Here is a 25306-nt window from a genome sequence, read left to right as displayed (position 1 = left end):
CCGGCACGTCGCACCACCCGGGACCGCCGGGCTCGTTCAGACCGTCGCCCGCGCCGCGCTCTCCTCCTTCGGCGCCGCGGGCCGCCGCTCCAACGCGTGGAACAGCTTCCCGGGCCACCAGAACCAGCGGCCCAGGTCCAGGGCCAGGGCGGGCACCAGGACCGTGCGGACGAGGAAGGTGTCGAGCAGGACGCCGATGCCGACGATCACGCCCATCTGGGCCATGGTCACCAGCGGAAGGCCCGCGAAGACCGCGAAGGTCGCGGCGAGTACGACGCCCGCGGAGGTGATGACGCCGCCGGTGCTGGTCAGGCCCTCCAGCACGCCGTGGCTGTGGCCGAGGCGGGTGGCCTCCTCCTTGACGCGGTGCATCAGGAAGATGTTGTAGTCGATGCCGAGGGCGACGAGGAAGACGAAGCCCATCAGGGGGATCGACCAGTCCACGCCGCCGAATCCGAGCGCGTGCTCGAAGAGCAGGTTCGAGGCGCCGAGCGCCGCGAGGTAGGACAGGACCACGGTCGCCAGAAGCAGGAGAGGGGCGATCAGCGCCCGCAACAGCCAGATCAGGACGGCCAGGACGACCAGCAGGACGACCGGGACGACCGTCGTCAGGTCGCGGTCGGCGGCACGCTGCGTGTCGACGGCCTGCGCGGTGGTGCCGCCGACCAGCGCGTCGGCGCCGTCCACGGCGTGCACGGCGTCCCGGAGGCGGTCGACGGTGTCCTTGGCGGCCCGGCTGTCCGGCGTGTGCTTCAACACCACGGAGAGTTGGGCGAGTCGGCCGTCGCCCGTGCGGGCGCTGTCCTCGACGCGCGCCACCCCTGCGACCCGGGATACGGCCGACTTCACCTGCTCGGCCTGCGGCGTGTTCGTGACGATCTTCGCGGGGTCGGAGGCGCCGGACGGATAGTGGGCGGAGATCTTCTCCTGCGCGACCACCGACTCGGGCTTGTCCTGGAACATCTCGGCCTGTGTCAGGCCCAGGTTGATGCCGAAGGTGCTGAGCGCCAGGACCCCGGTGACCGCGACCGACATCAGCCAGGACCAGCGGGGGCGCAGCGCGACGGCGGCTCCGACGCGCGACCAGACCGTATGTTCCTTGCGGGCCGGCGTGCCGTGGCGGGGGACGAACGGCCAGAACACCCAGCGGCCCGCGGCGACAAGGAGTGCCGGCAGGACGGTGACCATCGCGAGGAAGGCGCACACGACACCGACCGCGCCGACCAGGCCGAGGGAGCGCGAGGAGTTGATGTCGGCGAAGACCAGGCAGGCCAGGCCGACGGCGATGGTTCCGGCCGACGCGAGGACCGCCGGTCCTGAGCGGCGCTGGGCGATCCGCATCGCCGTGTGCCGGTCCTCGTGGCGGTGCAGCTCTTCGCGGTAGCGGGCGATGAGCAGGAGCGCGTAGTCGGTGCCGACGCCGAAGACGAGGACCATGAGCACGCCCGCGCTCTGCGGGTCCACGGGCAGGTCGGCGTACTTGGCGAGGAGGTACGTGCAGACCTGCGTGAGGACGGCGGCGAAGCCGACCGCGAGCAGCGGGAACAGCCACAGGACAGGGCTGCGGTAGGTGATCAGGAGCAGGACGGCGACGACGATGCCGGTGGCGATCATCAGGGTCGAGTCCAGGCTGTCGAAGACCGAGACCTCGTCGGTGAGCGAGCCGGCCGGACCGCCGACCTCGACATCAAGGCCCTTCGGTGCGTTCGCGCCCGCGATGTCGCGCAGGTCCTCGACCTTGTCGGTGAGGTCGTCGTCCTCCGTCGACAGGGGGACCACGACCATGCGGGCCTCGCCGTCGTCCGACGGCAGCGGCCGCGAGACCTCCTCGCCCGCGGCGGCGAGCTTCGCGAACGCGGACCGGTCGGCGGTGGCGGCCGCGTCGGCTCCGGCGCCGGTGTAGACGACGACCGCGGGCATGACCGGGTCGTCGCGGAACTCCTCCAGTTCCGTGTTGACCTTCGCGGACTCCGCGCCGCGCGGCAGGAACGCGTTGGCGCTGGTGTCCTCGACCTCGCCCAGCTTTCCGGCCAGCGGGCCGAGCGCCACGGCGAGGATCAGCCAGGCCGCGAGGACCAGCCATTTCGAGCGCTGTCCGGCGGGCGCACCGGCGATGCGCTGGAGCAGCGGACGCATGAGTAGTCTCCTTCATGTGGAGCGCGCCGCCGGTCACCGACCGGCACGAGGCGCACGGGACCCGCGCCACGGCGTCTGCGGTGTGACGACCTGCCGTGGCGTCCGGGTGGTGATGTCGGTCCGGGGCCTTTGCCCCGGGGTGTGTTCCGCCTTGGTACGGCCGGGAGTTGCCGCTCCTGGCCGTACCGCGGGGTGCCGCGTCTATTCGATCTCGCGCATCATCTTCTCCATCGAGGTCACGGCGAGGCGGGTCTGCGCCAGTTCCTCGCGCGTCTGCCGCATCTCCTCGGTCGAACGCCGGTGCAGCTCCACGTTGTCCTCGAGGAGCTGTGCGTACTTCGCCGCGAGCTGTTTGTACTGTTCCTCGCGGGCAGCGAGCATCCGGGCCCGCCAGGTGGCGGCGAGCTGCCAGACGATCACGATCAGCAGGAGGAAGAACCCGCCCGCGCCGATCCCGCCGACCCATGCCCCCACCAGGTCGGATTCGGCGGCGAGCGTCGCCCCTTGTCCGTTCACTTCGTTTCCTCTTTCGTGGTGTTCGGAGTGTTCGTGGTCTCGTCGGCCTTGGCCCGGCTTTCGCGCGTGTCGGTGAGAGTCCGTACCGCCTCGTGGATGACATCGGGGGTCAACTCGTAGAGAAACGGCGCTACTTCGAAGTACTTCACCGTCTTGCCGTCGTCGGCCGCCTCCAGCGATCCGACGACGAGACCGGCGCCTTCGAGCAGCTTCAGGTGCATGTGCAGCAGCGGACGGCCCATGCCGATCTCGCGGGCCAGTGCGCTGACGTAGTTCCGGCGGGCGGTGAGCGCGGCGACGATCCGCATCCGGTGCGGATTGCCCAGGGCGGTGAGCACCTTGAGCAGCTTGTCGCCCGTCGGTTCCGGAGCCTGCTCCTCGGCCATCACGGCCTCTCTCCCTTGTTCCTGTCAAGAAAAGCTGACATGCCCCGAGAGGACCTGTCAAAGATTCTTGACACATCTCGGGGGCGCGTCAGGGAGAGATGGGGGACGCCTCGGGGGCGTCTCAGGGTCGGCTGCGGGTTCGACGGTCGCTGACCTTCGCCACTGATGCCGACTACTCCCACGGGAGTACCGCCCGACTCCCGGCGGCGGATGCCGCCCCGCCCCGGCCTCCCTAGCGTCGAGGGCATGACCGGGGCGATGCGACCCACCGAGCGAACCGGCGACGGGACGCCTGACCCACCTGCCCCTCCCACCACCACCGAACGGTCACGATCATGCGCAAGAAGCCTCAACTCACAGCCCTGCTGGCCCTGTTGCCCCTCGTCGTCCTTCTCCTGCCCGGCCCGGCCGGAGCCGCCCCGGCCGCGGGTGAGCACGCGGCCGCGAGCGCGCGAACGGCCGCGCCTGACGGTGCCCGCGTCGTCGCGGAGCGGCGCCTCGGTCCGCGCCTGCGCGATCTCACCGTGTCCTCGCCCGCGCTGGGACGCGACGCGAAGGTCCGGCTGCTCACGCCGGACGGCTGGGAGCGGCGTCGGCCCCAGGACCGCTGGCCCGTGCTCTATCTCCTGGTCGGCGGCGACGGCAACTACAAAGCCTGGACGGAGGACTACGCCTCCCGCATCCAGGAGCTGCCCGCGCTGCGCGACGTTCTGGTCGTCATGCCCGAGATGCCGCTGTTCGGCTTCTACACCGACTGGTTCAACGGCGGCGAGGGCGGCCCGCCCGCCGTCGAGACCTTCCACCTGGGCGAGGTGCGTCCTCTCCTGGAGCGCGGCTACGGCGCCGGGACGCGTCGTGTGGCCGCGGGCGAGTCGCAGGGCGGATTCGGGGCCCTGTCGTACGCGGCACGTCACCCGGGACTGTTCCGCGCGGTCGCGAGCTACAGCGGCTTCGTACACCCTTCGCGGCATACGCACGCGATCAGGGCCGCGATGACGTACCTCGGGCTCGACTGGCGTGCCCTGTGGGGCGATCCGGTCACCGACCGCGCCAACTGGCAGGCGCACGACCCCTATTACCTCGCCGAACGCCTGCGGGGCATCCCTGTCCACCTCGCCGCCGGTGACGGCACCGAGGGCCCGCTGGACCCGCCCGGCGTCGAGCCCGACCCGGTGATCCCCGGCCTCGAGGACCCCGCGGACCCGTTCCCCGAGGACGCCGTCTCCCCGACCGAGACACTCATGGCTCGTCAGTCCCGCGCGCTCGCCGACCGCCTGCACACCGTCGGCGTCCCGGTGACCACCCACTTCTACGCGGGCACACACTCCCCGCCTTACTGGGCAAGGGAGTTCCACAAATCCCTGCCGATGCTGCTGCGCGCGCTGGCACCGACTTCCTGACCCTCCGGCTGTCGACGCCGGGCGGCGCGAGCCGTTGTCACCGCTGGCTGTCGTCGCACAGGTGCAGCACCGGTCGCCAGTTGTCACCCCCGGGCCGACGACGCGCGCGGGGTCCGGCTCCTAGCGTGCAAGGCCTGCGAAGGTCCGGCACGCCCGTCCTGCGTGCCGGACCGAACCACCGACAGAAAGCGACCGACATGAAGGCAAGGCATGGTGCGCCCCTCGCCGGTGCGGCAGCCGTCGTGGCTCTGCTCGTCTCCGCCGGAAGTGTCCCCGCCGGAGGTGTCTCCGCCGGAGGTGTCTCCACCGAGGGAGTCCCCGTCGGGGGCGGCGCCGCCGCGTACACGGACACCGTCGCGTACGCGGAGACAGCATCGCCCGCGCCACCGGATCGGACCGCACCCGCCCTGCCCGAGCCTTCGGGCGACAGGCCGGTGGGTCTGACGACCCTGCATCTCAAGGACGCGGACCGGGCCGACCCCTGGGTGCCCGAGGAGCGCCGCGAGTTGATGGTGTCCCTCTGGTACCCGGCGAGGAAGCCCTCGGGCACGCCCGCGCCGTACATGACCGCGGAGGAGTCGAAGCGGTACGTCGCAGCCAATCGGATACCGGTCCCGCCCACCGCGTTGAGCGAGGTGACGACTCACGCGACGGTGGGCGCCAAACCGGCCCCCGCGCCCGGCGGACTGCCACTGGTCGTGCTCTCTCCCGGATTCGGGATGCCGCGTGCCACCCTGACCGGACTCGCCGAGGAACTCGCCAGCCGCGGCTACGTCGTCGCCGCCGTCGGGCACAACTACGAAGCCGACGGCATCTCCTTCCCAGACGGGCGCACCACGTCCTGCGTGGCGTGCGCGAACAGGGACTATCCCAAAGTGGGGGCCGTCCGCGCCGCAGACGTCTCCTTCGTCCTCGACAAGCTGACAGGCAGGGCCGCGCGGGACACCTCCGGCCCGGCCCCGGCCGAGGCCCGGCACCGGGCCCTGCTCCGGAAGGGCGGCCCCCGGATCGACACCCGCCGCGTCGCGATGGCCGGCCACTCCGCCGGAGGCTTCAGCACGATCCCCGCCATGCTGCGCGACACCCGGATCAAGGCAGCCGTCAACATGGACGGCAACTACCACTTCCCCAACGACATCCCCGTCGACCGGCCGCTGCTGATGCTGGGCAGGCCCAGTCACGTACCCGGCGGGCCGGACGGAACCTGGGACGAGACCTGGACCGAACTGACGGGCTGGAAGCGCTGGCTGACCGTCGACGGCATCGAGCACAACTCCCTGACCGACCTGGCGTCGCTGGCCGAGCAGTTCGACATTCCGCTGCAGGACCTCGACGGCGACCGCAGCGACGCGATCGTCCGCGGCTACGTCACGGCGTTCCTCGACACCCACCTGCGGGGCCGGGAGACGCCGCTCCTTGAAGGGCCGTCGGCGCGGTACCCCGAGGTGCGCTTCCACACTCCTCGGGGCCTCGGCTGACGGAACCGGCGGCCCGGCCCGCGCTACGCCGAGGTGGGCCCGTGCGGGGAGCGGAGTACGAGCAGGGTGATCTCGCTGGGGGCGAAGATGCGGAAGGGCGGGCCCCAGAAGCCGGTGCCGCGGCTGGTGTAGAGGAGGGTGCGGGTGCCGTGGCGGCTGAGGCCCGCCAGCGCGGGCTGGTCGATGCGGACCAGGTGGTGGAAGGGCCAGATCTGGCCGCCGTGGGTGTGGCCGGAGAGCTGGAGGTCGACGCCGCCGGCCGCCGCCTGGTCGACGAACTTGGGCTGGTGGGCCAGGAGCAGGACGGGGTGGTCGGGGTCGGCGCCGTGCAGGGCCCCGGTGAGGTGGGCGCGGTGGCCGGGCAGGCCGGAGGACTCGGCGGTGACGTCGTCCACGCCGGCGACCACGAGGGTGTCGCCGCCGCGTTCGAGCAGCAGATGGCGGTTGCGCAGCGGCTCCCAGCCCAGCTCGTCCATCAGGTCGACCCAGCCCTGGGCCTGGCTGTAGTACTCGTGGTTGCCGGTGACGTAGACCCGGGCCCGGGTGGCCCGCACGGTGCCGAGCGGGGCGGCCTGGGCTCGGCGGCGTGCGGCCGTGCCGTCCGCGATGTCCCCGGTGTGGCAGACCAGGTCGGCCTCCAGGGTGTTGACCGTCTCGCAGACCCGCGCCGACCAGCGGGCACGGTCGAGCGGGCCGTAGTGGGTGTCGGTGATGAGGACGACGCGCGTGCCGTCCAACCCGGCTCCGAGGCGCGGGAGTCGCACGTCGAGGCGGCGTACCCGCGGGACCCGGCGAGCCTCGGCGTACCCCCAGGCGAGCAGCACGGCGGTTGTGCCGAGGGCCGCCCAGGTGACGGTCCGGGCCCGGTCCTGGCCGTCGCCGACACCGGTCACGGCCAGGGCGAGCCGCAGCAAGGCGCCGAGGAGAACGGACCAGGTGAACAGGGTCCAGATCGCGCCCAGCAGGGTGTCCCCGATGATCGCCGCCCAGTCCTGCTGGCGGCGGCCGTGGCCGCGCATCATCGCGAGCGGCATGCCGATCAGACCGAGGGCGAACAGGGTGGTGCCGGCCAGGGTGACGGGGAGCGGCCAGTGCTGGCCGGTGTGCAGCAGCATCCAGCAGGGCACGGTCCACAGCAGGACGGGGGCGATCAGGGGGAGATAGCGCATCAGGCGCTGCAGTCGGCTCGGCCGAGTCTCGTGCGCTGCACTGTCGGCGGTTCGGGTTTCGCTGGTGCCGGTCACGCTTCCCCTCCTTCTCGAACAACCAGGCTGGCGTCGACCGCACTGTATCCGGCCGCCTTCTCTGTGGTCGGTCGAGGTCGTGGGTGAGGATGGCGGCACGACGACATGGTTACGTAGACGGCTGGCAGGACCAGCCGCAGGCGGTCGAGGTCTCTGCGGAGGAGTTCGAACGGCTGTGGGCCGAGGCGCGGCGGGCTCTCGGTGGCGGGGTACGCCACTGACGAGGGGCCCGGACCTGCCCTCGGTCCGGGCCCCTCGCCGCGTGCTACCCCTCGCTAGGCCGCTCGGCCCGCCAGGTGGAAGTTGATGCGTTCACTGACGACGGGGAAGCCGGCCTTGGCGAAGTTCGCCGCCATGGGGAAGTTGCCATGGTCCGTCGCGCCGCTGATGAACTCTGCGCCCTGCTCGACGAGGAAGTGGGTGCACTCCGTGAGGAGGTCGTAGGCGTAGCCGTGCCCGCGTTGTTCCGGGACGACTCCGATGAAGCCGATGGTCGGGCCGGAGGGGTTGTGGGCCGGGATGTGGATGCCGGCCAGGTCACCCTCGGGCGTGTGCGCGACCTGCCACCACTCCCGAGGGGAGGGGCACCAGTGGAAGAAGTCGAGTTCCTCCTGGGCGGCCTGGTCGAGGCCACCCTCCTCGATGGCCTTGAGCGCGTGGGCGTCCAGGGTTACGGAGTGGATGCGGCGCAACGCGTCGAAGAACACGGCGTCGTCGGGTTCGGCGCCGAAGCGCAGCCGTCCGGGCCGCTCGGGCAGACCCCGCTCCGGGGTCCAGCGGTACAGGAAGCGTTCCACCAGGCGTTCGTACCCGGCGGCTTGTGCCGCGGCGAAGCGTGCCTCTGCGGCGGCACGCAGGTCCGGCTTGTCCCGCCAGTCGCCGGGCAGGTTGATTTCGAGTTCGACCTGCCAGGGAGCGGAGCGCAGGAGTTCGGTCCCTGCCTCCTCCTCGCCCTCGGCCACGTCGAACCAGTTGACGTTGACGGGCTCCGAGTCGTCGGGGCCGCCCCACCAGGCGCCGCGTGCGACGACCTCGCCGTCGCGCAGGGCGACGCGCTTCCACTCGGGCCGGAACTGGGTACGCCGATGGGCTTCTCGGGCACCCAGGGGGTCGGAAAGTGCGTCGAAGAGATGAGCGTCGCTCGCCGAGAGCGCGCGGATGACCAGATCGGTCATGGATTCCTCCGGGATACAGGCTGCTAGGAGCGCTCCCGGTCAGAACTGAAGAACCACGCCGGGACAGCGGAAAAGGGAGCGCTGGAAAGGTGTGAACCGCACGGCACTCGCCTCCTTCCGTCCATGTTCAGGGCGTGGAGCCAGACACTACGTGGTCTGCAACGGGTCCGTCCATGGTTTTCCTCGGCCGTCAGCGGGCGCCAGTCGTCGCCCGGCCCCGGTCGGCGGTCAAGCCCTGGTCGGCGGTCAGGCCCCGGTCGGCGGTCAGGCCCCGGCGGTCGTGGCCTCGCCCGCGTGAATGATCGAGCTGAGCATGGCGTGAGCGGCTTGGAGCTGCTCGATGGAACTGCTCATGCGCTCGCGCTCGCGCTTGAGGTCCTGGGCCATTTCCTCGCAGGTGGGCGCGAGGATGGCGCCTTCGTCAGTCATGCAGGGCAGCACCTCCCGGATCAGGTCGGTGTTCAGCCCGGCATCGAGCAGGATCCGGATCCGGCGCACGGTGGCCACATCGGATTCGTCGAACTCGCGGTAGCCGCTGGCCCGACGCCGCGGACGCAGCAGTCCTTGCTGCTCGTAGTACCGAAGGCCCCGGGTGCTCACGCTGGTGCGCCTCGACAGCTCGCCGATGAACATGTGACCCCCGGCACAGAAGATTGACTCTGACGTCAACGTCAATGTTTAGCGTACCGGCCATGACAACGAACACCAGCACCCAGACCATCCCCGCCATCGATCCGAAGGCCCTGACGGGCAAGAAGGCCGTCGTCACCGGCGGCACCGTCGGCATGGGCCGGGCCATCGTCCGGGCCCTGACCGACCGCGGCGCCGAAGTGCTCTACACCGGGCGCAGCGACCAGCGGCTCGCCGAGGCCCAGGCCGCGCTCGACACCCCGCTGGCCCACCCGGTGCGCTCCGACGCCACGGACGCCGACGCCATCGCCGCCCTCGGCGACCAGGTCGCCGACCGCTTCGGCGGGATCGACTACCTGTTCGTCAATCAGGGCATCGCCGAGTTCCAGACGCTCGAAGAGGTCACCGAGGAGTCGTGGGACCGCATCTTCGACGTCAACGCCAAGGGCGCCTTCTTCACCGTGCAGCGGCTGGCGCCGCTGATGTCCGAGGGCGGTTCGATCGTGTTCACCACGGTCTCCAACGACCAGATCTTCCCCGGCCTCAGCGCCTACTCCGCGGCGAAGGAGGCCGTCGCCGCCTTCACCAAGGTGCTCGCCGCAGAGCTGCTCCCCCGCAGGATCCGCGTGAACGCCATCGCCCCCGGCTTCATCCTCACTCCCACCATGGGGGTCGCCGAACTGACCGAGGAACAGCGCGCCGAGTTCATCGAACAGGGCAACGCCTCCACACCGATGGGCCGGGGAGGCACCGTGGAGGAAATCGCCGCCGCCGCGCTGTACTTGGCTGTCGAGGCCACCTTCACCACCGGCGTGGAACTGCCCGTGGACGGCGGCTTCGGCCAGGGCATCGGCGCATGACCGCCTCCACCCGGTAGACGCTCTCCCGCCGGCAGACGTTCTCCCGCAACCGGCTCAGCCGGGCGCGGGAGAACGCGCGAGCCCTCGCGGGGCTCACACCCTGGGAACCAGGGACCTCAGGGCAGCATCAGCTCGCCCGTCCCAACTTCCGCCAGGGATACACCTCCTTGCCCTGGCTGTCCCGCTCCGAAGTGCCCGGTTCGACGGTCGTGTACCAGGACGCCGCCCAGTACGACCCCTTCCAGGAGACGTAGGCGCCGGTCGCCGGGTCGGCGGTGTCGCCGCCCCACAGGTGGGTGCTGGAGGTCGTGGCGCCGAAGGCGGCCTCGACGTCCTTGCCGTCGGCCGAGCGGAGGGTGAAGAGCTTGCCGTGGGCAGGGGCGGCGGGGGAGCCCTCCGCCCCCGTCGCCGGGTCGATGGGGACGAAGTGCCAGCGCTGGCTGTCTGAGGAGTCGCAGCCGGACACCTTGACGTCCTCGCGGGCACCGGACGCCGTCAGGCACTTGCCCGCGTTCTGGATGGTGTACCAGCCGTTCCCGGCACCGCGTGGGGTCCAGAGCTGGTTGGGGTTGTCGGGCTGCGGCTCCACCAGGTGGGCGCGGTTCTCGCCGGGGTGGTGGTCCATCAGGTTGCCCTGGTACTCGAACTGCCAGCCCTTGTCGCCCTTGTCCCAGGCCGCGAAGGTCCGGCCGACCGTCTTGCCGTGCGCGGAGCCCCGCTGCCACTCGGGGGCACCGCACTCCTTGGCGTCACCGGTGTCCGGCTCGACCTTCCGCACGCCCTTGCGGTCGTCCTGGACGGAGCCGTACGTGTGGTCGCCGGTCGACACGGTGATGTTCGCGGGGCCGGTCACCGGCAGGTAGTACTTCAGGCCGATGTCATGCGACTTGCCGGGCGCGATGGCCTCGCAGAAGCCGAGTTTCAGCGTCACGCGGTGGAAGTCGGCCTTCAGACCGCCCACGTTGGGCCCGGAGCGGCCGGGTTTCACCGCGTCCTTCAGCTCCGACCAGCCGTCGTCCTTGAGGAGCGGTGATGTGGACGTGGGCAGGTCGAAGGAGATCTCGGTGCCGGTGCCGAGGGTCCGTTCCGTGTTGTTGGTGATGCGCAGCTTGGGCTGGATCGGCCACAGGTCGCCCTCGGCCGTCGGGTAGTCCACGAACTCGGCTGAGACGTCCACGACTTCGTCGGGGAGGGCAGTGTCACCGGCACGTTCCGTCTTGTAGCCCCCGGAGCCGTGCAGCGCCCCGTCCAGGCGGCTGGTGACGTCGTATCCCATGCCGTACTCGCCGTTGGCGCGCTTGGTGTAGTCGCCCGCCAGCTCCCACAGCATGACGCCGCCGATGCCGTTGTCCTTCACGTACCGCGCCTTGGCGTCGATCGAGGCGTCGTTCTCAGTGGAGAGGAACACCTTCTTCTCGGCGTTCCACAGCCACGACGCCTTGAGGGTGTCGTCGTACTTCTCCGTGTACGTGCCCTTGAGCTTGCCGGACTCCTTGTCGATGTCGACGTAGGAAGGGAGGTAGCCGGGGGTGATGCCGTCCTGGAGGTTCCGGGCGTGCCACAAGGGGTTGGACCCGGAGGCGACCTCCTCGCCCCGGGTGCCGAGGTCGTGCCAGACGTTGTCGATGCCCTCGGCGCCGTGGCCGCAGTCGACCTTCTCACCGGTGCCGGGCTGGCAGGCGTCCTGGTCGGGAAGGGACGAGGTGCCCCACAGGCCGTCCGTGCCGCCGCTCACGTTCTGCCAGCCGCGCGTGTAGTAGGGGACGCCGAGGTTGATGCGGCCGGGCGGCAGCGCGCCCCGGTAGTAGCGGTACGACCAGTCGACGTTGAAGTAGCCAGTCCTGTCGAACTCCTTCTCGTCGTAGACCTTCGCGGCGGCCAGCTCGGCGTCCTTGCCGTCGTCGTACAGCGGCGCCTGCGGGCCGACGTACTTGTTCCAGGAGCCGTGCAGGTCGTACGACATGACGTTGACGAAGTCCTGGTACTGGAGGGCCTGTCCGGCGTCGTAGCCGCGTACCAGGTAGCCGGAGGCGGAGCCCGCCGAGGTGAGGAGGTAGTAGCGGTCCTTGTCGGCGCCCGCGCGGTCCAGCTTCTCGCGCAGGGTCTTCATCAGCGCGTTGTAACCGGCCTGGAGGCCCTTGCGGCGGCTGTTGGACAGTTCCCAGTCGGCCGGGTTGCCGCTGTCGGGCAGCGCGGTCGGGTACTCGTAGTCGATGTCGACGCCGTCGAACCCGTACCGGTCGAGGAAGCCCGTCACCGAGTCGGCGAACGTGTCGATGCCCGCCTGGTTCACCGAGCCGTCGGCGTTCGTGGCCATGGTGTAGAAGTTCTTCGTCTCCGCCCAGCCGCCGACCGAGATGAGCGTCTTCACCTGCGGGTGCTTCTTCTTGTAGCGGTTGAGGAGGTTGAAGTGGCCCTTGTACGGGAGTGAGTCGTCCATCTCGGCCCCGCGCGCGCCCGGCCAGGTCATTCCGGTCGCCGGGTTCTTCGGGTCGTCCGTGTCGCCCACGGAGATCCTGTCGCCGCCGTCGACGCTCGCGAAGGCGTAGTTGACGTGCGACACCTTCGACCAGGGGATGTTCTTCGCCAGATAGCGCGGATCGCCCTTGGCGCCGGTGCGCCAGCCGGTGAAGTAGCCGACGACCCGTTTGTCGTGCCCGTTGCCGCCGAGCCACTCGCGCCCGTCGTCGCCGTACACCTTGCAGTACGGGGTGTCGACGCCCTTCGTCGCGGCGAGCCCCTCGGGGCGACACTGCTCGTGTGGGCCGGCCGTGGAGGGCTTGGCGGTGCGGTCGTCGGTGGCGTTGTCGACGGGGTCACCGGCGCTGCCCGTGGCGGGAGGGGTCTCCGGGGTGCCGCCCATGCCGGGGGTGTCGCCGTGGTACGTGTACTGGTTCATGGCCTTGACGGCGGCCATGGGGTCGCCGTCCTTGTACTGGTCGATTGCGAGAAAGTTCGGCTTCTTGCGGGCGGCGGGCATGCAGAAGCGCTCGGCGCGGTTCTGGAGCTTCTCGTTGTCGTTGCGGTAGGTGGGAGCCATCGGCGAGGACCGGAAGTGGTTCATCACGTACAGGCGGCGGAAGTTCGTTTCCTCCTGGGTGAGCGGATGCCCCCAGCGGCTGTAGCAGCTCCAGTCGGCGTTGCCGATGCCGAGCCCCATCGACCAGTGGTTCTGCACGGTCCAGTCCTGGTCGTACATGAACCCCAGCTTGTTCTTGCCGTCGGCGCTACCGGACGCCTTGCTGTCGCCGGTGAAGAGCAACAGGCGCTTGCCCGATTCGACCATGGACTTGACCGTCGGCCAGCCCTTCTCCTTCACGCCCTCGGCGTCGGGCCGGAAGACCATGCTGGCCGCGTCGGTGCCGGGGGCGAGGTCGTCGCCGAGTTCCTCGGCCAGCTGCTCCGCCGTCGTGTAGTCCTCCAGGAAGATGGTGACGACCGCCTTCTTGTCCTCCTTCATGAAGGCGACGATGTCCTCGAAGATCTTGGAGAAGGTCATGGTCTGGGTGATTCCGCCGCCCAGGCAGCCGCCGTGGCACAAGCGCACGCGCCCGTTGGCGTAGTACGCGTCGAGCATCACCGCCCGGACGCCGTCCCGGAGTTGGCGGGACACGGAGTGCGGTTGGTTGGGCGCGGCGGGCGCCGGCGTGCCCTCCGAGTCCTCCGAGTTGAAGAACGCGTTGTGTGTCGTCAGGAACGACATGTCGTCGAACTTCGGGTTCGACGGCATGGGCGACTTCGGCGGGTTGATCGGGGTGAGGTACCAGTTCTGCCGGTCGGTGTGCGGATTGTCGGCGTCCACCCAGAGAGGGAAAGCGCTGGTGTCCACGTCCTTCTTGTATTCCTCGCCCCGCAGCCTGCGCTCCGAACCGGGCACGTGGATGCGGTACTGCTCACCCTTCTGGTGTCGGAACTCCCAGTCCGTCTCCTCGTTGCCGCAGGGTTCGACCCCGAGCCGGTCGCCGCTCTGCTGGGCGAGGCACTCCCCGCCCCGGTCCGGGTTCTTGATCTTGTACGTTCCGTTGGCGTTCCGGCTGAACTCCCACTGCTGCTCGTCCTCGTCGCCCTTGGGGCGGTGCGGGGCGACCGGATTGTCGCTCGCCGAGATGTTGTAGCCGGTGGCGACGTTCTGGATGTAGAACTTCCCGTCCGTCGGCGGCCCTTCGTCCTCGCTCGCGGCGGCCTCGGTGCCCGCCGTCGCCGACGCGGCCCCCGCCCCGCCGGTCGCCTTCGCCGCCGCCGGTGGCCGTGGCTTTTGAGGGCGGTCGGGTCTGGTGGGCCCTTCCGGGCCGTCCGCCGCGACCGCGGGGGTCGCGAGCAGGGCGAAGGCCAGTGCCGCGCACCAGGCTGCCGCCGTGCGTCTCTTGCGCACAGGACGCTCCCTTCTTTTGTCAGTCTTCATGCCGATTCCGGGCGCGGACGCGCCCGCGGTGAAGACTGGCAAGGGGCGATCTTTTATTGATCAACGTCCTATGAACGCCGCGGCGAAGCGCGGTTGCGCCGCACAGAAGTGGATCGACTGTCAGACCTGCCTGAGAGGCTCCGCGTATGGAGATGACACTGCAGCTGACGATCGACTGCTCCGACCCGCAGAGGATGGTGACTTTCTGGGCCGAGGCACTGGGCTATGTGCCTGAGCCTCCGCCGGGCGGGCATGCCACGTGGCGTGCCTACTGGGCGGCAGCGGGGGTGCCCGAGGCGGAGTTGCCGACCGGCGCCGGGGACATTCCGGAGTCGATCATCGATCCCACGGGACGTGGACCGAGGGTGTGGTTCCAGCAGGTTCCGGAGCAGAAGGCCGCCAAGAACCGCTGGCACTTCGACCTGAAGGTCGGTGGAGGCCGTGACGTGCCACTGGACGTCCGCGCACAGCGGGTCCAAGCCACGGTGGAACGGCTGGTCAAAGCTGGTGCCACCGTGCTGTCGATCAAGGATGAGCCGGACATGGGGCTCTACGCCGCCGCCCTGCAGGACCCCGAGGGCAACGAGTTCGACGTCGTCTGAGGGCCGTTGCGCCGGTGCTGGTCGCAGCCACTCGTTCACGGCTGCGACGAGCACCGACGCCCCCAGGAGCGACCTGATCCGGTGAGGTTCACGGGCAGGGTGAGCGGGCCCCGGACGACTGCCTCGGGCTGGCGCCAGGGTAGGGAGGGCAGGGGGATATGGGGGGTGAGGCCGGAGGCCGCCGTGGCCAGTTCCTCCAGGGCCACGCGGAGCTGAGTGCGTGCCAGTTGGGCGCCCAGGCAGGTGTGGGCGCCGTGGCCGAACGTCAGGTGGCGGGCGGGACAGCGGGTGATGTCCAGTCGGGCGGGGTCGCGATGGGCGCGCGCGTCGAAGTTCGCGTGCAGCAGCGACACCACGAGCGCCTCTCCGGCTCGTACCACGACCGGGCCGAGCCGCACGTCCTGCCGTGCGACGCGCGTGAAGCTCATCGGCACGACCGGCGCGTGGCGCAGCAGCTCCTCCACGGCCGCGGCGGTTTCGCGGTGCGGCGCCGTTGCCAAGCGGTGCCACTGATCGGGGTGTTCGAGCAATGAGACGACGGCCAGGCCCAGTTGGCCGATGGATGTCTCATAGCCCGCGTTGAGCAGCAACTCGACCAGTGCCGTCAGCTCGTCGTGGCTCAGTGCGCCGCCTTCGTCGTACGCGGTGGCCAGGGTGCCCAGAACGTGCTCGCCGGGGTCGCGGCGGGCCCGGTCGATCAGTTCGCGGATGTAGGCGCGCAGCGCGTCCCGGGCCGGGCCCTGCTCCTCGAAGGTCCCGGTGGTGATGCCCAGCGCGCGGTCCGCGAGGCCGGCGAACCGGTCGTGCTCGGCTTCGGGCACGCCGAGGACACGGCAGATGGTGGTGGCCGACAGCGGCATCGCGTACTCCGCGACGAGGTCGATCCGGTCCCGCCCGGCCAGGAGGCGGCGGGCCTGCCGCCGGATGCCCTCCTCCAGACCGGCCACGGCCCGGGGCGTGAACGGACGGTTCACCAGGCGCCGCAGCCGGGTGTGCTGCGGCGGGTCGAGACTGGTCAGGGCCGCCGGGTCCGGGCGCATGGGGTGGACGGCCGGGGCCTCGGGAGTGACGGCCGCGGCGCGGCTGAACCGCTCGTCGGTGAGGACCGCGCGGCCCAGGTCGTAGGCGGTGACCAGCCAGATGCGGTCGCCCGTGGGCGCGATGACGGACACGACATCCGCCACGTCTGCCTCGGCGGGCAGGAAGTCGGGAAGCGGCCCGTGCTGGCCGGCCGTCCGGCTCGGCAGGTTCAGAGGGTTCATCGGTATGGGTGTGCTCCCGCTCAGGGGAGGGCGGCGGGCGCGGTGCCGACTGCTCGTCCGGCCCGCCCCGGCCGCCCCTCCGGTGCCTCAGCCAACTGGCCGCTCGCTGTGCGTCAATGGGCCCTCTTGGTTCCGGCGACGAGGTACTCCGGGCCGTCGAGATGGCGTACGGAGGTCTCGGTGAAACCTGCCTCCTCCAGCCAGGACCGGCAGTCGGCACCCGTGTAGCCGAGGCCCCCGGCGGAGACCAGTGACACGTTCAGACTGATCAGCAGGCCGGTGGTGCGGTCCTTGCGGTCGTCGTCGATCAGGGACTCGTAGATGAGCAGCACACCGTCCTCGGGCAGCGCTTCGTACGCCTTGCGGATCAGCATCTTCTTGATGTCCAGGTCCCAGTCGTGCAGGACGTGCCCCATCACGAGGACGTCGGCCGTGGGCAGCGGGCCGGTGAAGAAGTCGCCGCCCTCGAAGTGCGCCCGGTCGGCGATGCCGAGCTGCTTGGTGTGTGCCGTGAACCCCTCCTCGACCACGGGCAGGTCGAAGCCGATGCCCTCCACGTGCTCGTGGCGGGTGAGGATCTGGGCCAGGAGGGAACCCTCGGCACAGCCCACGTCCACCACCGTGCGCACGCGCCGCCAGTCGTGGGTCTCGGCGAGCGCGTGGTTGGCGCCCATGCTGTAGCCGGTCATCGCCCGCAGGAATCCGGTGACCTGGTCGGGCGCGGCGAAGGCCTCGCCGAAGGTGTCGCTGTCGGCGTCGGCCCCGACCAGGGAGGGCTCGGTCGGCGCCGCCTCGCCGGAACCGTCGGAGTTGCCGGACGCGGCGAGGGCGCGGGTGAAGTCGAGCCGTCCGCCCGTGCGCAGCCCCTCCGTGAGACCGGCCCAGCAGGGGAAGCCCGCGTTGAGGAACTCCAGGTAGCCCGAGATGTCGGTGGCGGGCTTGGCCGGGTCCAGGTGCCGGTCGGCGAGCGGGGAGTTGTGGTACACGCCGTCCCGTCGCTCCAGCAGGCCCATCGAGACCAGGGCGTCCAGGAAGTCGGCGCCGCCGCGCCCGGTGATGCCGAGGCGGGTGTGCAACTCCGCACCTGTCGAGGGCCGTTCGGCGAGGGCGGCGAAGACCTTCAGCTCCACGGCGCTCAGCAGGACCTTGGACTTCCAGAAGGCGACGGCGAGATCGATGATGGCGTGCGGCGATCCGGGCGTGGCGGCCCCGGGGGTGGTGGTGTCGGTCATGCGGAACTCCGTTCATGGGGTGGCGGGGTGAGCAGGAACCAGTGGTCTACGTCAGGCCCAGGTCCTCGTAGAGGGCGTCGCCGAACGCGATCATGCGGGTCTGGTGTTCCTCCTGCCAGGTCTTGCCGTTGAGGTGCAGCGCCACGACGAGCCCGGCGTCGGGATCCGCGAAGGCCGACGAGGTCCACAGGCCGTAGTGGCCGAAGGTGCGCAGTGAGGCGTGGTGGCTGAAGGCGGTGCAGATCTCGCCCAGGTGGTGGGACTCGTTGCGGAAGCCGAGGCCCCAGTCCGCGTTGCCGAAGGCGTCGACGAGGCCCACCCGGTGGCGCGCGGTGAGCGCCATGACCGTCTGCGGGCGCAGCACGCGGCCCGCAAGGCCCTCCCCGCCGTCCATCAAGGCCTCGAAGAACAGTGCCAGGTCGGACATCGGGCCGCGGATGTTGAGTCCGGGGATGGGGCGGGTGCAGGACGCCTCTGTGGCGTACCAGTGCGTGGCCTGGATGGGGGCGCCGCCCCCGGCGAGGTGGATGAGCGGCAGCCGGTCGGCCGTGTCGCGGTATTCCCGTGGGCTGAGCACGACCCGGGTGGCGTCCATTCCGCAGGGCGCGAGGACCTCCTCGGTGAGGTAGCGCTCGTAGTCGCGCCCGTCGAGGGCCCGGACCACCTCGGCGATCAGGAACCACGCCCACCACGGTGCGTACGCGATCCGGGTGCCCGGCCGGGCGTCGGGCGGCACCGTCATCGTGCGCAGCCGTTCACGGCGCAGTGCGACGGGAGCGGCCATGGTGCCGTGCAGCGGATCGAGGCCCATGGGCACGGCCGAGGTGTGGGTGAGGAGTTGGTACAGCGTGATGGTCTCCCGGCCGTCGCCGGTGAACCATGGGAGGTACGTGGAGACGGGCGCCATCGGATCGAGCAGGCCCCGCTCCCACAGCTGCCCCACGGCCACGGCGCCCACCGACTTGGAGCAGCAGTACCAGATGGGCAGGGCGGCGCGGGTGAAGGGGACGCCGGGGCGGCAGTCGCCGAGGGCCACGGACAGACGGGTGCCCGACGCGCGGTGGACGACGGCGAGTTGGGCGCCCGGGGTGCTGCGGCCGAGCTCGGCGCGCAGGACGGCCAGGGCGCGTGGCAGGATCTGCTCGGCCTGGCGGCGGGCCTCCTCCTCGTTCTCCTCTTCCTCGGCGTCGGCGCGGCCCGGCGCCGGGTGCGGGCGACGGGCATGCGGCCCGGCATCCCGGGGTGGGGGCAGGCTCGTGGTCACCGCGCGCAGCCGCGCCAGTACACCCGTCCGGTCCTGTTGGAGCATCCGGTCCAGGAAGAAGACGAACAGGAACACCCCCTCCAGGCGCACCCCGTCACGTTCGAAGAGCCGCACCCGCCGCACCGCGTCGCCGAAGAGGAACACGGCGGCGTCCGCGACGCTCAGCGTGAGCACCAGGGCGGGCCGCTCGCCCCAGTCCCCGTCGCTGAACCGCAGGTGCCCGGTGGACAGGTCGGCCTGGACGAGGACGCGCTCCGCGGTCCCGGCGGGAGCGTCGGTCAGGCAGAGGCCGAGTCGCACCGCCGAGCCCTCGTCCACCGGCTCGGCGGCCGTCAGGTCGGCGGCGCACCGCAGCCATCGCGCGGAGAAGAGCGGGCTGGGCGCGGGCGTGCCTGCCCTCGACGCCGCGTTCGCCCTCGACTCCGCGTCCCCCCTCATCGCCGCGTCCGCCCCCGTCGCAGCGTGCACCCCCGTCACCGCATCGGCCCCCGTCACCCCCTCGGCCCGCGGCACGGCGTCCGCCTGCATCACGTCACCGCCCCCGGTCACCGCATGGCCCCCGTGCCCGGCGACCGCTGCGCCCGCGCGACGGTGAAGCGCACCGCCGAGGTGGTGGTGAGGCTTCCGTCGGGGGCCCGCAGCCGGTCGAGCTCGGCGTTGACCGCGGCCTCGGCCCGCTCGCGCGACTCGGCGGGCACGCCCTCCCAGAACATCCGACCGGCGGTGGACCAGACCCAGTCCCACCACTGGTGCGGTCCCCGGAAGCGGGTCACGCACGGCTCTTCGACGGTCTCCGCCGAGGCGTAACCGGCGTCCTCCAGCATCGCGTGCAGCGCCTCCACGGAGCGGAAGGGGCTGTCCTCGGGCAGCGCGTGCGAGGAACCGCCCCGCCCGTAGGGGGCGCTGGCCGCGAAGACGGGATCCCAGCGGGGATCGGGCCGCCCCCACCAGGACAGGGCGAGCCGGCCGCCGGGTCCGAGCAACTCCCGGTAGCGGGCCACGGCTTGACGCGGATGGGGCAGGAAGAACAGGGAGATGCCGGCGAACACGACGTCCAGCGAGCCGTCCGCGGGCGGGACCACACCGTCCTGGGCGCTCCAGTCGATCGTCTCGGCGTCCGCGAGCACGGCGTGGGCGTGCGTGAGGCCCGCCTCGCGCAGCGCCGCACGGGAGCGCGCGACCATACCGGCCGACAGGTCCACGCCGACCGCGCTGCCCGTGGTGCCGGTGGCCTGGGCCGCGGGGACGAGCACGGCGCCGGTGCCGCACCCGATGTCGAGGAGCCGGTCGCCGGGCAGCACGTCCGCGTGGGCGACGAGCTGTCGGCCGAGGTCGGCGAAGTGGTTGACGCCGACCCGCTCGTAGGTGGGGGCGCTGCGGTCGAAGAGCCCGGCGAGCGCGGCCTTGCGCTCGTCGGCGGTGGCGGGCCGCTCGATGGTGCGGGTGGAGCGGGAGGCGGGCGGGGGAGAGGCGGCGGTCTCGGTCATGGCGAGGTCCCTTCGGGGGCGGGGGAACTGCTGGGCGGAGCGGGGTGCCCGGTGCGCACGGGTGCGCCGGTGCGGGCCGAGGCATAGACAGCGGTCACCACCTCCAGGGCGCGGCGGGCGCCGTCCCCGTCGGCCAGCGGCGGGCGGCCCTCGCGTACGGCGGCGCAGAAGTCGGCGAGCTGGTCGCGGTGCGGCCGGTAGAGCAGCCCGCCCTGGTCGCGCGGAGGCTCGGCTCGCTGCGGCGGCAGCACGTCGGCGACCTGGTTGCCCGTCCCGAACGCGCCGTAGGCGGCGGCCCGTTCGCCCTCGCGCGCCGCGTGGAAGTAGACGAGTTCGTCGTTGTCGATCACCGCGCTGCCGCGGTCGCCGTGCACCGCGAGGCGGGCGGTGCGTCCCGGGTAGGCGGCCGTGGTGGCGAGCAGCACCCCGAGAGCGCCCCCGGTGAAGCGCAGACTGGCGCTGGCCACGTCCTCGACATCGATGTCGTGGTGGGCGAGGAGGCCGGTGTGCGCGGCGACCTCCGCGACCGGTCCCGCCAGGTACAGGGCGAGGTCCACCAGGTGCACGGCCTGGTTGATCAGCGCGCCGCCGCCGTCGAGGTCCCGGGTGCCGCGCCAGGAGCCGGAGGCGTAGTACGACTGCTCGCGCCACCACGGCAGCTCGACGACCAGGGAGGTCAGCTTCCCGAACCGGCCCTCGTCCACGGCGGACTTGACGAGGCGGACGGCCGGGTCGAAGCGGTGCTGGGAGACGACCCCCAGGGTCAGGCCGCTGTCCCGGGCGGCGGCGAGCAGCCGGTCGGCGGCGTCGAGCGTGACGTCGACCGGCTTCTCCACCAGGACGTGCTTGCCCGCCCGCAGCGCGCGCACGCCCACGTCGGCGTGCGTGCCGCTCGGCGTGCAGACCACCACGGCGTCGATGTCGGGCCGGGCGAGGAGGTCGGTGACGGTCAGCGGATCGCAGCCCAGGGCCTCGGCCGTTTCCTTGGTGCGCCGCGGATCGCGACCGGCCACCGCCACCAGGCGGGCCGTGTCGGGCAGGCCCTCCTGCTCGTGGGTGAGGAGGCGCCCCAGGAAAGAGCCGAGCACGCCGCAGCCGATGACGCCGAAGCGGAGCACGTGCCTCACCCTGCCGTCGGGACGATGGAGTTGCCCAGGAAGTTCGGCAGCTCGGTCAGGCGCTGCTGCTGGGCGTCCAGGTCGATCGGGTAGGTGGCGCGGTAGTGCCGCGTGACCTCTTCCACCTCCCGCCAGGTCGTCGGCGTCCGGCCGCCGTTGTGGGCGGGCGCGAGCTGGTCGTACAGCGTGGTGCCAGGACGCAGGTAGAGCTGGTTGATGCCGAACCAGGCGGGCAGTTCGGCGGCCCAGTCGACGAGTCGGCCCGATATGCACGCCTCGTCGCCCGGCAGGCCCATCAGGACGAAGGCGAACGGGACGATGCCCGCGTCGCGCAGCTTCAGGACCGCCTCCTTGATCTGCTCCTCGGTGACCCGTTTGTGGACGCCGGTGTCGGCGACCGCGGGCGACTCGGCGCCCAGCCACATGCCCTGGCAGCCCGCCCGCGCCCACTGCGTCACATCGCTCTTGAGCACCATCTCCGCACGGGTCTGCCCCACCCAGCCCAGACCGCGGCCGTTCAGGCGCTCGCACAGGTCGCCGTAGAAGCCGCGGTTGATGCCGAAGACGTAGTCCAGGAAGAACACGAACTCCAGGCCCGCCTCCTGCTGGGCGTCGATCTCCGCGACCACCCGGTCCAGGGGCTGGGTGCGCATGCGGGTGCCGAACGGCAGGTGGCAGTAGGTGCAGCCGTACGTGCAGCCGCGGGCGGCCAGGACCATTCCGCACGGGCCCGGCAGCGGCAGGCCGCCGGAGATGACCTCGGCGGTGTAGTCGGCGGTGGGCACCAGGTCGAAGGCGGGGAAGGCGAAGGAGTCCAGAGGGATGGCGGGGTAGGGCTTCGGGCGCGGGGCCGGGGAGTCGAGGAGGTTGTGCGGTGTGCTCCGATCGCACAGGACCTGGTCCTCGACGCCCGCGAGAAGATCGGCGACGGCGCCGACGGTCGCCGAGTCGGTCTCGCCGATGGCCACGTGGTCCACGGCCAGGTCGGCGCGGGTGGATTCGGGCAGTTGGGTGCCGTGCGGGCCGACCGCGACCGTACGGGCCGTGGGGAAGCGGGCGACGGCTCGCTCCACGGCCGCCCGCACCGGGCCGAGGTCCAGGGGGTAGCACTGGGCCCGGTCCGCGATGGCGCTGTAGACGACAAGCACGTCGAACGGTCCCGCGTCGGCCGGAGCGTCCTGCAGGCGCTGGTCCCAGATGGTCACGGAGTGGCCCGCGGCCCGCAGTTGACCGGCGGCGGTCACCGCGTCCAGGGGCAGTTGGATGAAGTACCGGTCGAAGGGGTTGCTGGGGATGACGAGGCAGACGCTGCTCATGACGACTTCACTTCCACGGTCGGGGTTCGGGGCGCCGGTGACGACGCGCCGACGGGCAACTGCTCCTGAGCGCGGGCCCGGTCCGCGAGCCGGCTGATGCGGGTGATGCCGCGCAGGTCCGGCGCGGGGCGCGGGCCCGGGGCGAAGAGCGTGGACAGGGCCCAGCGCAGGGCGTTCTCCATGGGCGAGTCGTGGATGAGCCACTCGCGGGCGCCCTCGGCCCGGCTCATGGTCAGGCGGTGCATGTTGCGCGGCAGGGGAGTGCCGCCGGGCAGGCCGACCGGATCCAGTTCGAGGCTGAAGGACACCGGGCCGGTGTCGACCTGTACGAGGCGCTGCCTGCTCTCGGCACCGGTGGGCGTTCGTGGGCACCAGGCGGGCACGGGACAGCCGGGGCCCGCCTGCGGGCCGACGATCGTCGAGTACAGCTCCACGGCAGGACCGTGTCGCGGGCGGGTCAGGTCGTGGGCCGCGACGCTCGTCAGCTCCGGGTCGTGGGCGACCCCGAGGTCGTGGGCGCCGGGGTCGGTGGCCAGGTAGCGGTCGTGCACGGCGGGCGGCAGGACCGTGCCGAGCAGGGCGAGCATGTGCAGCCACTCGTAGCCGAACACGCCGTAGTCGTGGTCGACGAAGCGGCCCGAGGCGATGTCCGCGCGCCGGTCCTTGCCGAAGGCGATGCGCACCGCGTCGATCGGGTGTTCCGGTGCCCACTCCTTGCGCGCGGCCTTGAGGATGCCGGGCGCCGCCGCGTGCGCGTACTGGTTCATGACCACCAGGCGGCTCTCGTCGTACTCGGCGAGCAGCGCGGACAGGTCGGGAGCCTCCCAGGAGCGGCACACCGGCTTCTCGACGAGGATGCGGGCGCGCGGGTCCCGGTCCAGGACGGCGGCGACCGTCTCCACGTGCGCGGCGGTGGGCGTGCACACCGACCAGACGTCGACCCGCAGACGGTGCGGCACGTCCTCGATCCGGGTGAACGCGGGCAGGGAGGGCGAGAGGCGGGCGGCGGCCGGGTCGACGACCGAGACGCGCACGCCGAGCCTGCTGAGCAGCCGGTGGTGCAGTTGTCCCGCGACGCCGTAGCCGACGACGCACACATGCGTCCTACCGGACATACGCGCCTCCCTCGGGTTTCGCGGTGTCGTGCGGCCCGGTGCCCGAAGGGCGTCCTTCACGCAGGTAGCAGTCGTAGTACGCGGGGAAGAGGCCGGCCTCGTCGATGAGTTCGTCGACGACGTCGAGGTGCACCCCGGGGGTGAAGGAGTCCGCGTCCCGGCACAGGCGCTTGGCCGCCAGCAGGGTTCCGGCCCGGTAGGCGTCGTAGCCGCGGTTGGCGATGCCCTCGTACTCGTACAGGTTGAGCGAGCGGCCGTCGCCGAGGAGCGTGACGGTCGCGCCGTGCGGCAGGTGATGGCGTACGCCCACGTAGGGGACGGGCGTCGACGTCGCACCGCAGCGGCCCTCGCTGAGCACGCTGAAGTCCTTGGTCGCGAAACCGGCGAGGAGCGTGCCGTCGGCGAGCAGCGGGACGTCCCGCTCGGTGATCGCCGTGCCGCCGCTGCTGCCGATGACGAGGAAGGGACGGTGGCCGGTGAGCGCCTCGGCGATGGTGCGGTGCGTCTCGAAGCCGTCCTCTGCGGCCGTGATGAGCGCCAGGATGTCGGTGTCCACGACATGGACGCGACAGCCGAGCGCGCGCAGGGCGTGCGCCACGCGGTTGCCGAGCGTGCCGTAGCCGAGGACGAGGACATGGCGGCCGATGAACTTCTCACCGGGCACGATGGCGCGCAGCCGGCGCACGCAGGAGTCGGCGATCTCGTTGTAGCCGAGGCGCGACTTGAGCTGCGAGCGGGCCATGTTGAGGACGGGCACGGCCAGTCGGCCCGGCGCGTCGTGGATGCGTTTGAGGCCGCTGACGGTCAGCTCGATGGCCGCGTCCACCGGCTCGACGAGGCCGTTGTCACTGCCCCGGCCCTGGGCGAGCAGCCCGCCGTCGTCGATGACGAGGACCTTGCGGCCGACGGCGTGCGCCCGGCGGATGAAGTCCTCCACGCGGGCGTCGACGGCGAGCGCCTCGGCCCGGGCGGCCTCGTCCGCCGTCCCGTTGATCACCGAGTTGTCCAGCACGTCGCTGGCGTAGCCGCGGTGCAGGAACCACGCGTGCACCCGGTCCCGGTGCAGCGTGCGGTCGCCCTTGGACAGGGCGTAGATCCACTCGGGGGCGATCCCGGCCCGCTCCATGGCGAGCAGCAGGCCCACGCTGTTCTCCACGTAGTGGTCCCGGAAGATCAACGCCCACTCCGCGAAGGCGGGTTCGGGAGCGTCGTAGCGGCCGAGCAGGGGCATCGCCGCCACGATCGAGTCGGCTTCGGCCTGCGTGTAGCACCGCGCGCGCCGCCCCAGCTCCTCCACGAGCGCGGCGAACACCGATTGGGCGCGCGGCGGCAGTGGTGCGGACGCCGATACAAGGACTCGATGCCCGTACGCCGCGGAGGCCACGGACGCGGCAGAGGCCGCGGAGGCCGCAGAGGCTGCGGAGACCACGGACGTCACGGCGTCGAGTGTTCCGGGCGGTCCCGCGGGCAAGGGAGCGCTGCGTACCGTGAGCTCGACGCCCTCGACGCCCTCGACGCGCACCGCACAGCGGCCGGGTCCCTCCTCGTACAGGCGGGCAGGTTCCCTGGGCCAGGTCTGCCCGGCGATGACCGTGCGCACCGCCGCCAGGACGGCGACGGGATCAAGACAGCCGTCCACCACTTCGAACGGGCCGGACGGCCCGCACGGTGACACCTCCTTCT

The 25306-nt window shown here is 71.5% G+C and carries 20 protein-coding genes; 5 read left to right on the top strand and 15 right to left on the bottom strand.

Going from position 1 to position 25306, the window contains the following annotated elements; genetic code table 11:
- Positions 1-36: 36 nt before the first annotated feature.
- The 3 genes from ACFVHO_RS27880 to ACFVHO_RS27870 form a co-directional block, all read right to left on the bottom strand.
- Positions 37-2136, bottom strand: coding sequence for an MMPL family transporter (locus ACFVHO_RS27880; RefSeq protein WP_385720168.1), 2100 nt, complete (start codon positions 2134-2136; stop codon positions 37-39).
- Between the two features lie 201 nt (positions 2137-2337).
- Positions 2338-2652 (bottom strand): hypothetical protein, encoded by a 315-nt coding sequence (locus ACFVHO_RS27875; RefSeq protein WP_385720166.1) that lies wholly within the window; start codon positions 2650-2652, stop codon positions 2338-2340.
- The gene (locus ACFVHO_RS27870) at positions 2649-3038 is read right to left on the bottom strand and encodes an ArsR/SmtB family transcription factor (RefSeq protein ID WP_385720164.1); all 390 of its coding nucleotides are present in this window, start codon (positions 3036-3038) and stop codon (positions 2649-2651) included. The genes ACFVHO_RS27875 and ACFVHO_RS27870 overlap by 4 nt, the downstream gene beginning before the upstream one ends.
- A 335-nt stretch (positions 3039-3373) precedes the next feature.
- Here ACFVHO_RS27870 and ACFVHO_RS27865 point away from each other — a divergent pair, with 335 nt between their 5' ends.
- Positions 3374-4438, top strand: coding sequence for an alpha/beta hydrolase (locus ACFVHO_RS27865; protein ID WP_385720162.1), 1065 nt, complete (start codon positions 3374-3376; stop codon positions 4436-4438).
- Positions 4439-4635: 197 nt separating this feature from the next.
- The gene (locus ACFVHO_RS27860; RefSeq protein WP_385720160.1) at positions 4636-5916 is read left to right on the top strand and encodes an alpha/beta hydrolase family protein; all 1281 of its coding nucleotides are present in this window, start codon (positions 4636-4638) and stop codon (positions 5914-5916) included.
- 23 nt (positions 5917-5939) lie between these two features.
- Here the strand turns inward: ACFVHO_RS27860 and ACFVHO_RS27855 are convergent, their stop codons facing one another.
- Positions 5940-7160: a metallophosphoesterase gene (locus ACFVHO_RS27855; protein WP_385720157.1), complete on the bottom strand. Its 1221-nt coding sequence runs from the start codon at positions 7158-7160 to the stop codon at positions 5940-5942.
- 89 nt (positions 7161-7249) lie between these two features.
- Here ACFVHO_RS27855 and ACFVHO_RS27850 point away from each other — a divergent pair, with 89 nt between their 5' ends.
- Positions 7250-7381 (top strand): hypothetical protein, encoded by a 132-nt coding sequence (locus ACFVHO_RS27850; RefSeq protein WP_385720155.1) that lies wholly within the window; start codon positions 7250-7252, stop codon positions 7379-7381.
- A gap of 54 nt (positions 7382-7435) precedes the next feature.
- Here ACFVHO_RS27850 and ACFVHO_RS27845 read toward each other — a convergent pair whose 3' ends face one another.
- The gene (locus tag ACFVHO_RS27845) at positions 7436-8335 is read right to left on the bottom strand and encodes a GNAT family N-acetyltransferase (RefSeq protein ID WP_385720152.1); all 900 of its coding nucleotides are present in this window, start codon (positions 8333-8335) and stop codon (positions 7436-7438) included.
- 264 nt (positions 8336-8599) lie between these two features.
- Entirely contained in the window at positions 8600-8968 is a 369-nt protein-coding gene (locus tag ACFVHO_RS27840; RefSeq protein WP_385720151.1) for a MerR family transcriptional regulator, read from the bottom strand.
- 59 nt (positions 8969-9027) lie between these two features.
- On the opposite strand from ACFVHO_RS27840, the gene ACFVHO_RS27835 reads away from it, so the two are divergent.
- Positions 9028-9825, top strand: coding sequence for an SDR family NAD(P)-dependent oxidoreductase (locus ACFVHO_RS27835; protein ID WP_385720148.1), 798 nt, complete (start codon positions 9028-9030; stop codon positions 9823-9825).
- 127 nt (positions 9826-9952) lie between these two features.
- On the opposite strand, the gene ACFVHO_RS27830 is transcribed toward ACFVHO_RS27835, so the two are convergent.
- Entirely contained in the window at positions 9953-14197 is a 4245-nt protein-coding gene (locus tag ACFVHO_RS27830; protein WP_385720146.1) for a glycosyl hydrolase family 18 protein, read from the bottom strand.
- 176 nt (positions 14198-14373) lie between these two features.
- On the opposite strand from ACFVHO_RS27830, the gene ACFVHO_RS27825 reads away from it, so the two are divergent.
- Complete coding sequence (locus ACFVHO_RS27825) at positions 14374-14829, top strand: VOC family protein (RefSeq protein ID WP_385720143.1); 456 nt, start codon at positions 14374-14376, stop codon at positions 14827-14829.
- Positions 14830-14864: 35 nt separating this feature from the next.
- On the opposite strand, the gene ACFVHO_RS27820 is transcribed toward ACFVHO_RS27825, so the two are convergent.
- From ACFVHO_RS27820 to ACFVHO_RS27785, 8 genes are all read right to left on the bottom strand, one after another.
- Positions 14865-16091, bottom strand: a complete 1227-nt coding sequence (locus tag ACFVHO_RS27820) for a cytochrome P450 (protein ID WP_385720140.1) — start codon at positions 16089-16091, stop codon at positions 14865-14867.
- Between the two features lie 113 nt (positions 16092-16204).
- Positions 16205-17323: a methyltransferase gene (locus ACFVHO_RS27815; protein ID WP_385720137.1), complete on the bottom strand. Its 1119-nt coding sequence runs from the start codon at positions 17321-17323 to the stop codon at positions 16205-16207.
- 46 nt (positions 17324-17369) lie between these two features.
- A complete protein-coding gene (locus ACFVHO_RS27810; protein ID WP_385720134.1) occupies positions 17370-19025 on the bottom strand; it encodes a serine hydrolase domain-containing protein in 1656 nt (551 codons plus the stop codon).
- 107 nt (positions 19026-19132) lie between these two features.
- Entirely contained in the window at positions 19133-20074 is a 942-nt protein-coding gene (locus ACFVHO_RS27805) for a class I SAM-dependent methyltransferase (protein ID WP_385720131.1), read from the bottom strand.
- Positions 20071-21192: a Gfo/Idh/MocA family protein gene (locus ACFVHO_RS27800; protein ID WP_385720128.1), complete on the bottom strand. Its 1122-nt coding sequence runs from the start codon at positions 21190-21192 to the stop codon at positions 20071-20073. The genes ACFVHO_RS27805 and ACFVHO_RS27800 overlap by 4 nt, the downstream gene beginning before the upstream one ends.
- Positions 21193-21197: 5 nt before the next feature.
- On the bottom strand, positions 21198-22508 hold the full coding sequence (locus tag ACFVHO_RS27795) for a B12-binding domain-containing radical SAM protein (protein ID WP_385720125.1): 1311 nt from the start codon (positions 22506-22508) through the stop codon (positions 21198-21200).
- The gene (locus tag ACFVHO_RS27790; RefSeq protein WP_385720122.1) at positions 22505-23623 is read right to left on the bottom strand and encodes a Gfo/Idh/MocA family oxidoreductase; all 1119 of its coding nucleotides are present in this window, start codon (positions 23621-23623) and stop codon (positions 22505-22507) included. The genes ACFVHO_RS27795 and ACFVHO_RS27790 overlap by 4 nt, the downstream gene beginning before the upstream one ends.
- A complete protein-coding gene (locus ACFVHO_RS27785; RefSeq protein WP_385720121.1) occupies positions 23613-25298 on the bottom strand; it encodes a hypothetical protein in 1686 nt (561 codons plus the stop codon). The genes ACFVHO_RS27790 and ACFVHO_RS27785 overlap by 11 nt, the downstream gene beginning before the upstream one ends.
- Positions 25299-25306 lie beyond the last annotated feature (8 nt).

Origin of the sequence: Streptomyces sp. NPDC127108 (genome assembly GCF_042677545.1) — a bacterium.
Classification (GTDB): Bacteria; Actinomycetota; Actinomycetes; order Streptomycetales; family Streptomycetaceae; genus Streptomyces.
Note: the sequence above shows the minus strand (reverse complement) of the source record. Positions and strands in the feature narration are given on the sequence as shown.

Bases quoted from the DNA above. Each gene is read 5' to 3' on its own strand.
- ACFVHO_RS27880 (WP_385720168.1), bottom strand. From the start codon at position 2,136: ATGCGTCCGCTGCTCCAGCGCATCGCCGGTGCGCCCGCCGGACAGCGC.
- ACFVHO_RS27870 (WP_385720164.1), bottom strand. From the start codon at position 3,038: ATGGCCGAGGAGCAGGCTCCGGAACCGACGGGCGACAAGCTGCTCAAG.
- ACFVHO_RS27865 (WP_385720162.1), top strand. From the start codon at position 3,374: ATGCGCAAGAAGCCTCAACTCACAGCCCTGCTGGCCCTGTTGCCCCTC.
- ACFVHO_RS27860 (WP_385720160.1), top strand. From the start codon at position 4,636: ATGAAGGCAAGGCATGGTGCGCCCCTCGCCGGTGCGGCAGCCGTCGTG.
- ACFVHO_RS27850 (WP_385720155.1), top strand. From the start codon at position 7,250: ATGGCGGCACGACGACATGGTTACGTAGACGGCTGGCAGGACCAGCCG.
- ACFVHO_RS27845 (WP_385720152.1), bottom strand. From the start codon at position 8,335: ATGACCGATCTGGTCATCCGCGCGCTCTCGGCGAGCGACGCTCATCTC.
- ACFVHO_RS27840 (WP_385720151.1), bottom strand. From the start codon at position 8,968: ATGTTCATCGGCGAGCTGTCGAGGCGCACCAGCGTGAGCACCCGGGGC.
- ACFVHO_RS27835 (WP_385720148.1), top strand. From the start codon at position 9,028: ATGACAACGAACACCAGCACCCAGACCATCCCCGCCATCGATCCGAAG.
- ACFVHO_RS27825 (WP_385720143.1), top strand. From the start codon at position 14,374: ATGGAGATGACACTGCAGCTGACGATCGACTGCTCCGACCCGCAGAGG.
- ACFVHO_RS27820 (WP_385720140.1), bottom strand. From the start codon at position 16,091: ATGAACCCTCTGAACCTGCCGAGCCGGACGGCCGGCCAGCACGGGCCG.
- ACFVHO_RS27815 (WP_385720137.1), bottom strand. From the start codon at position 17,323: ATGACCGACACCACCACCCCCGGGGCCGCCACGCCCGGATCGCCGCAC.
- ACFVHO_RS27810 (WP_385720134.1), bottom strand. From the start codon at position 19,025: ATGAGGGGGGACGCGGAGTCGAGGGCGAACGCGGCGTCGAGGGCAGGC.
- ACFVHO_RS27805 (WP_385720131.1), bottom strand. From the start codon at position 20,074: ATGACCGAGACCGCCGCCTCTCCCCCGCCCGCCTCCCGCTCCACCCGC.
- ACFVHO_RS27795 (WP_385720125.1), bottom strand. From the start codon at position 22,508: ATGAGCAGCGTCTGCCTCGTCATCCCCAGCAACCCCTTCGACCGGTAC.
- ACFVHO_RS27790 (WP_385720122.1), bottom strand. From the start codon at position 23,623: ATGTCCGGTAGGACGCATGTGTGCGTCGTCGGCTACGGCGTCGCGGGA.